This is a genomic window from Nonomuraea sp. NPDC005730 (assembly GCF_040630865.1).
In the GTDB taxonomy this organism is placed as follows: Bacteria; Actinomycetota; Actinomycetes; order Streptosporangiales; family Streptosporangiaceae; genus Nonomuraea.
On the sequence record NZ_JBEXYK010000125.1, the window covers coordinates 1 to 6,678 of the forward strand.

Annotated in this window: 6 protein-coding genes and 1 pseudogene; 5 read left to right on the top strand and 2 right to left on the bottom strand. The window is 74.1% G+C overall.

Translation table 11 applies throughout. The features are described from left to right. Positions 1 to 575, bottom strand: a pseudogene (locus ABZ444_RS51075) (hypothetical protein); the annotation flags it as partial. A 24-nt stretch (positions 576 to 599) separates the two neighbouring features. On the opposite strand from ABZ444_RS51075, the gene ABZ444_RS51080 reads away from it, so the two are divergent. From ABZ444_RS51080 to ABZ444_RS51095, 4 genes are all read left to right on the top strand, one after another. Beyond that, positions 600 to 1,223 (top strand): hypothetical protein, encoded by a 624-nt coding sequence (locus tag ABZ444_RS51080; protein ID WP_358012598.1) that lies wholly within the window; start codon positions 600 to 602, stop codon positions 1,221 to 1,223. A gap of 2 nt (positions 1,224 to 1,225) precedes the next feature. Next, on the top strand, positions 1,226 to 2,323 hold the full coding sequence (locus ABZ444_RS51085) for a bifunctional lytic transglycosylase/C40 family peptidase (RefSeq protein ID WP_358012600.1): 1,098 nt from the start codon (positions 1,226 to 1,228) through the stop codon (positions 2,321 to 2,323). A gap of 13 nt (positions 2,324 to 2,336) precedes the next feature. Then, positions 2,337 to 2,729 (top strand): (deoxy)nucleoside triphosphate pyrophosphohydrolase, encoded by a 393-nt coding sequence (locus ABZ444_RS51090; RefSeq protein ID WP_358012602.1) that lies wholly within the window; start codon positions 2,337 to 2,339, stop codon positions 2,727 to 2,729. Positions 2,730 to 2,791: 62 nt separating this feature from the next. Further along, positions 2,792 to 5,089 carry a hypothetical protein gene (locus tag ABZ444_RS51095; protein WP_358012604.1) on the top strand — a complete coding sequence of 766 codons (2,298 nt, stop codon included), beginning with the start codon at positions 2,792 to 2,794 and terminating at the stop codon, positions 5,087 to 5,089. 157 nt (positions 5,090 to 5,246) lie between these two features. Here the strand turns inward: ABZ444_RS51095 and ABZ444_RS51100 are convergent, their stop codons facing one another. Further along, a complete protein-coding gene (locus ABZ444_RS51100; protein WP_358012606.1) occupies positions 5,247 to 5,600 on the bottom strand; it encodes a hypothetical protein in 354 nt (117 codons plus the stop codon). Here ABZ444_RS51100 and ABZ444_RS51105 point away from each other — a divergent pair. Continuing rightward, positions 5,590 to 6,561 carry a hypothetical protein gene (locus ABZ444_RS51105; protein ID WP_358012608.1) on the top strand — a complete coding sequence of 324 codons (972 nt, stop codon included), beginning with the start codon at positions 5,590 to 5,592 and terminating at the stop codon, positions 6,559 to 6,561. The two genes, ABZ444_RS51100 and ABZ444_RS51105, sit on opposite strands and share 11 nt — an antisense overlap. The last annotated feature ends 117 nt before the right edge of the window (positions 6,562 to 6,678 follow it).

Below are 6,678 nucleotides of genomic sequence, written 5' to 3' on the forward strand. Positions count from 1 at the left end.
CCGATCTCGGCCGGCGGCTCCGGCAGCGCGGCGGCGGGCGGCACCCCGTCCGGGGGCATGGCCTCGGGGGCCACGGCCTCCGGTGGCGGTTCCAGCAGCGGTTCCGGCAGCGGTTCCGGCGGAGGTGGCTGGTTCGGCGGGCGGTCGGGCGGCGGATGGGCCTCGCGCGGTGGTGCTTCGGGCGGCTCGCGTAACGGGTCGTCGGGCGGTTCGCGGGGCTCCCGGTTCGGTGGTTCCGGCGGGTCGGGTGGCTCGCCGTCCTCGGGGTCGCGGTCGCGTGGCTCCGGTGGCGGGCTGTTCGGCGGCGGTTCGGGGGCCGGGTCCGGCGGGTCCGGCGGGTCCGGCGGGCTTTTCGGCGGAGGCGGCGGCGGATCCAGGAACGGTGGCGGGTCCAGGAACGGTGGCGGGTCCAGGTCCGGAGGGTCTCCGTCCCGGCCGTCCGGTGCGTCGTCGGGGTCCAGGATCTTCGGCTCGGACGAGCCGTCGTCCCGCTCGTCCGAGGCGCCGCCGCTGTGGCTGCGCGGCAGCGGCAACGGCGGCTCGGGTGACGATCCGTCGGTGCCGTTCTGGCTCAAGCCCAACCGAGGCAAGGACTGACCATGGCTCAGTCCGGTGACAAGCGCGGGCTGGCCTTCGCCGCCATCGTCGTGGTCATCGCCGCGGTCGGCGTCTACCTCACGATGTGGCCGAGCTCGGACGATCCGCCCGAGCAGGCCCCGGCCACGGGCGCGACGTCCGCGTCCGCGCCCACGGTGGCGAGCAAGCCGCTGGCCACGGCCAGCGCCGCGCCGTTCGACGTCTACTCGTACCTGCCGATGAAGAAGGAGCAGCTCGCCGCGGCGGCGGACCTCGCCGAGCGCTTCACCGCCGTCTACGGCACCTTCAGGTACGACGAGGAGCCGGCGGCGTACGCCACGAGGGTCAAGACGTTCACCACCGCCGAGCTGGGCAACATCCTCGCCCGGACGCTCACCTCGGCGGGCACCGTCCAGCAGAACCGCGACGACCAGATCGTCTCCCAGGCCACGGCCAGGCTGAAGGAGATCAGGCAGATCGAGAAGACCTCCATCGTCTTCGTCGTGACCGAGACCAGGCAGGTCACCGCGAAGAGCGGCAACCGGCAGGACGTCGAGGACCTGGCGGTCACGGTGAGCCAGCTCGGCGCCGACTGGCGGATCTTCGACGTGCTGCCCGCCACCGAGGGCCAGGACGGGGACAGCTAGCGGTGAAGCCCTCCCGAGCCCGCCTGGCGCTGCTGCTCGGTCTCGCCGGGATCCTGCTCCTGGCCGGGATCATCATCTCGCCGATGCTGCTGGTCACGATGCCGTCCTTCCTGAACGGCGGCGGCGAGGGCTCGGTCGACTGCGAGGGCGGCACCCAGGTGCAGGAGGTGTCCGACTCGGGCGCCGCCGACATCCCCGGCGAATACCTCGACCTGTACAAGAAGTGGGGCAAGAAGATCGGCGTCCAGTGGACCATCCTGGCCGCCGTGGGCAAGCGCGAGACCGACCACGGCCGTTCCGACCTGCCCGGCGTCAAGAGCGGCACCAACTACGCGGGCGCGGCCGGGCCGATGCAGTTCCTGATCTCTACGTGGGGCGGCAAGGCGCAGATCCCGATCTCCTCGACGTTCAACGGGTACGCCTCCGACGGCGACGGCGACGGCGTGGGCGACGTCTACAACCCCGCCGACGCCATCCTCGGGGCCGCCAAGATGCTCAAGCGCAACGGCGCGCCCGAGAACGTCCGGCGGGCCCTGTTCACCTACAACCGCGCCTGGTGGTACGTCGACCAGGTCGAGGAGATCGCCAGGAAGTACGCCAAGTCGGGTGAGGTGGAGGTGCCGCCGCAGGCCTCCGAGGAGTGCGACGACCCTCTGGTGGCGGCCGCGCCCAGCGACGTCGTGGCCAAGATCCTGCAGTACGCGCTGGCGCAGCGCGGAAAGCCGTACCTGTGGGGCGGCACCGGGCCGGACGCGTTCGACTGCTCGGGCATCATCTACGCGGCCTACCGGGCCGCCGGGCTGAGCATCCCGCGCACCACGTTCACGCAGTGGCCGTTCGGGGTGAAGGTGTTAGCGGGCCAGGAACAGCCCGGTGACCTGGTGTTCTTCAACGCCGGTCCGGGCACGTCGGCCGACAACCCCGGCCATGTCGGGCTGATCGTGTCCAAGGGCAAGATGCTGGAGGCCCGGTGCACGCTGTGCGGGCCGATCAAGGTCACGAGCTACCAGGCGCGCGACAACAAGGTGGGCTTCACCCGTCCCCTGCAGAACCCCGATGTGCTCGACCAGCTCAAGAAGCTGCAGAATCCCGCACTATGAGGATGACGAACGCATGAGCACGATCGTGGTCGCGGCGGTGATCGTCGCCCCCGGCGGCAGGGTGCTGGCAGCGCAGCGCGCCGCGCCCGCCGCGCTGGCCGGAGGCTGGGAGTTCCCCGGCGGCAAGGTGGACCCGGGGGAGAGCGAGGTCGCCGCGCTGGTCCGGGAGTGCCGCGAGGAGCTCGGCGTGGAGATCGCGGTGGGCGCGCGCGTGGGCGAGGACTGGGCGCTGTCGGAAGGGTACGTCCTGCGCGTCTGGCTGGCCACGCTCACCTCCGGCACGCCCGAGGCCCGTGAGCACCTGGCTCTTCGCTGGCTGGGGCCGGGGGAGTACTACGACGTGGAGTGGCTGGGGGCCGACCTGCCGATCATGAAGACCGTGGAGAGTCTGCTCCAGGAGGATTAGACCGTCTCTCTCTGTGACATAACGATTACTACACGTGATTTGTCGCAGTGGGGAGTGGAGTGATGCGGCGTGGCTGGATCCTTTCTGGAGCGCTGATCCTGGTGGCGTTGCCCTCCGTGCCCGTGGCGGCGGCGGGGGTGACGCTCGTGCTCGAACGCGTGAGCGGCCCCGAGGGTGTGGGCCAGTGGATCAGGACGGGCGACGTCCAGCGTTTCAGGGTCCGGCTCAACGGGATGGGCAAGGGGGCCAAGGTCGCGGTGGCGACCAGCCCGGCGGCGGCGTTGTCGGGGTTGGCCTGCCCGTCGTCCTCCGGCGCTTCCCGGCTGTCGGCCGGTGAGGGCTTCGAAAGTTATGGGGGAGGGGCGGCTCCGGCAGATGAAGGGGAACCCGTGCCGGGGCCGTGGAGCGCCGGAAGCGCGACGGATCCGGATGTCGGGGCGTTCCCGGAGGAACCGGAGACGGGGCGGCCGGCCCGGGGCCGGCGCCTGACCCGGGCGGCCGGTCGCGGCGCGCCGCAGGTGGGGGCCGACCGGGAGGCGGCACAGTTCGGTCCGGGCGTGCAGGACTCCCCGGCGGTCGAGGCCGGTCAGTGGATGCCGCAGGATGGCCCGGCCCAGGAGATGCCGCGCGCCGAGGCCGGTCAGCGGGTGCCGCGCGCCGAGGCCGGTCAGCGGGTGCCGCGCGCCGAGGCCGGACAGGGCGTGCCGTGGGCTGAGGCCGGTCAGGGCGCGCCGTGGGCCGAGGGCGGTCGGGGGGTGTCGCGGGCTGAGGCCGGTCAGGGCGTGTCTCGGGCTGAGGGCGGTCGGGGCGTTCCCCGGGGCGAGGGCGACCAGAGGGTGTTTCCCGCTGAGGGTGGTCCGGGTGGGGGGCAGGTCGGTGGTGGGCGGCAGGCGGCCGGGGTGCTGGCCGCGCGGGCGCTGGCCGGCGTGGAGGGTACGGCTTCCGGCGGCGGTACGCTGCCCGGCGCGCAGGTCTGCGCCCTGGGGACGGTCTACGGGGAGCGGGCGCTGGACGTGACCTTCCAGGCGCCTGAGGGGGCCAAGGAGGTGGTGCTCGCGGCGGTGGCCAGGATGCGGACGCCCTCCGGTGGGCTGACCACCATCAACAGGACCACGTCCATGCAGGTCGCCGCGGAGATGCCGCGCGAGACCGCCACGATCAGCGGTCAGGCGGTGCCCGTTCCGGCCGCGGCTCCCCACAAGCGGAGGCGGCCGGGCCGGCAGGTGGCAGGCGCAGGGGGGCAGCAGGCGGGCGCCGCCGGGCTCCTTGCGGGGACGGGCGGAGGCGTCGCCGGGCTGGTGCCGGGGGCGGGAGGGAAGACGCGAGGCGTCCTCCCCGGCGCGGCTGGTACGACGGCGGAAAGGGGCGTCCTCCCCGGAGGAGCCGCAGGCTTGCCGATCACCGGTGGAGCCCAAGGGGCGCTCCCGCGCGTCGGCGGCGGGGGCGTGGCGCGGGCACCGCGAGCGGGAGGCACGGGCGGAACCCTGGGGGCGTTCCCGCGTGCGGTAGGCGTGGGCCAGGGCGCTGTCCCCGGAGCGACCGGCCGGGTGCCCGGCGGCGCGCGGGGGACGGCCCAACGCGGCCTCCCCGGTGGCCTGCCTGGCGGCGCGGCGGGCGGCCTGGCGAGCGGACTGACAGGGCGCCTGCCTGGCGGTGCGGCGGGCGGCCTGGCGAGCGGACTGACAGGGCGCCTGCCTGGCGGTGCGGCGGGCGGCTTGCCGGGCGGACTGGCGGGGAGCCTGCCAGGCGGTGCGGCAGGGAGTCTGCCTGGCGGTGTGACGGGAAGCCTGCCCGGGGGTGTCGCCCAGAAGGGGCTGCCCGGTGGTGCGGCGCACGGGGGGCTGTCCGGCGCGGCCGGGCTGGTGCAGGGCGGGGTGCCCGGGACGACACATCAAAGCCTGCCCGGCGGCGCGATATCGGGAAGCCTCCCCGGCGGCATGCCACCGGGGAGCGCACCCGGAGGCATGGCGCCGGGGAGCGCGGCCGGGGGTGTGGTGCCAGGAGGTATTGCCGGGGGCATGGTACCCGGTGGCATCCCAGGGGGCATGACGCCTGGCGGCGTCGCCGGAGGCGTGGCGCCGGGGGGCGTCGGTGGTGGGGTGTCGGGGCTCGGCGGGGTGCAAGCGGGAGCGGTTCCCGGCGGCGGGGTGGTGAGTCTCGCGCCGCAGTCGGGGGCCGGGGCGCCGTGGCCGGTGCAGGTCGTGGAGGCGCGGAAACCGGTTCGTCCGGTCGCGTACGCCAGCCCGCTGGACGGGCCGCGCGGTTTCTCGCTGGTCATCGGGGCGATCGGCGTCCTGCTGGGGGCTTTGTGGCTGGTTACGCGAGCAAAACGCCGCCATAAGCCGCGAAACGTATGGTAATTCCGTCTTTACTCTTGCTTTGACCCGACTAGTATTCCCTTGACCATGGTTCCGGGACTATGCGGAGGGCTCCGGTGGCACGCAGGCGAGCGACGGCCGTGTCCGCGATCGTCCTAGCGCTCGGGCTCACGGGCGCCGGCGTGGCTCCCTTCGTCGGTCAGAGCGCGAGCGCTTCGGTCGGTCGCGCGGCCTTCGACCCGGCGGTGGAGCCGTGTGACGCGGGCCAGACCTGCGATCCGCAGACCACGGTCACGGTCACGACGACGTTGGGCACGCCCACGCCGGAGGATGCTCCGGAGACGACGATCACCCACACCGTCACCGCGAGCCCGACAAAGACCACGAAGGCCCCGAAGCCGCCCAAGACCACCACGGCCCCCACGCCTCCGCCCGTCCAGGAGACGACGCAGCAGCCGCTGGCGCCCCTGCCGACCGCGCAGACCACGGCCGGGCCACTGCCCACGGAGCAGACGACGGAGCCGTCCGTCGAGATGCCGTCCGTGGCGCCCACGGACCCGCCCACCACGGCCCCCTCGCTGACGGCCGACACCGCCGCGAGCACGGACTCGGTCCAGCTCGAGGTGCGCAACGCTGCGCCGGAGTTCGACCAGAAGTCGCTGACGCAGAAGCTCAGCATCCCGGCGCTGGTGCTGGTCCTGCTCGCGCTGTTCGCGGTGCTCATCTTCGAGGGACGGCTGCGCCGCATGGCCCACGCGGCGGCCGTGCGCAAGGCGGGCCCCCCGATGGGCTCCCCGATGGGCCGCCCGGACGCGCCGCCGCCCGGCTACCCCGCCGGACCCGGTTACGCCACGGCGTCCTTCCCCGCCCCCGGCTACCCGGGCGGCACGGCGTACGCGCCGATCATCAGCTTCGTCCCGATCCAGACCTACCCGACCGGCCAGCCCGGTTACGGCCCGGTCCACCACGACCCGGCCTACCACGACCCGTACGGGCCCCAGGGCGGCTACCCGCCCGAGCCGGCGCCGACCATGCCAGCCACCATGCCCGCCACCATGCCGGCGACCGCACCCGAGCCCGTCGTGCTGCACCCGGACGAGTTCGACTCCTACAACGAGCCGCCGCAGCCCGCCCAGGACTACCGTGACCCGTTCGAGCCGCTGATCCCGGCCGAGCAGCCGCCGGGCGACATCCCGCCGGGCGGCGGGAAGCCGTACGAGGACGAGCGGGAGTTCCCGCTCGCCCCGGCGGCGGCGGCCGAGAGCGGCGACTCCGAGCCCTGGCAGCAGGGCCCGTCCCTGTTCGAGCCGAAGCAGCCGGTGCGGCCCCGCCCGCCGGGTCAGCCGCAGGGCGGGCCGCCGGGGCCGCCGGAGGGGTACCAGCCGCCGCCGTACCTGCCGCCGGAGGGGGACGCCGCGACGGTCGTCCAGCCGTTGCCGCCGCAGCCCCCGGAGGGCGCCACCAAGGAGATGCAGGACCCCAAGCACCGGAAGAAGCGCTGGGGCCGCAAGTAGCGGAACGCGGAAGCGGGGGGGGGGCGGGGGCGGCCCCCCCCGCCCCGGGGGCCGCCCCGGTGGGGGCGGGATTATATATTTTTTCGCACCCAAACCCCCGGGGCTGATTTGGTTGGG

What these genes read in the sequence shown, in the direction of transcription:
- ABZ444_RS51090 (WP_358012602.1), top strand. Translation starts at nt 2,337, where the DNA reads ATGAGCACGATCGTGGTCGCGGCGGTGATCGTCGCCCCCGGCGGCAGG.
- ABZ444_RS51095 (WP_358012604.1), top strand. Translation starts at nt 2,792, where the DNA reads ATGCGGCGTGGCTGGATCCTTTCTGGAGCGCTGATCCTGGTGGCGTTG.
- ABZ444_RS51080 (WP_358012598.1), top strand. Translation starts at nt 600, where the DNA reads ATGGCTCAGTCCGGTGACAAGCGCGGGCTGGCCTTCGCCGCCATCGTC.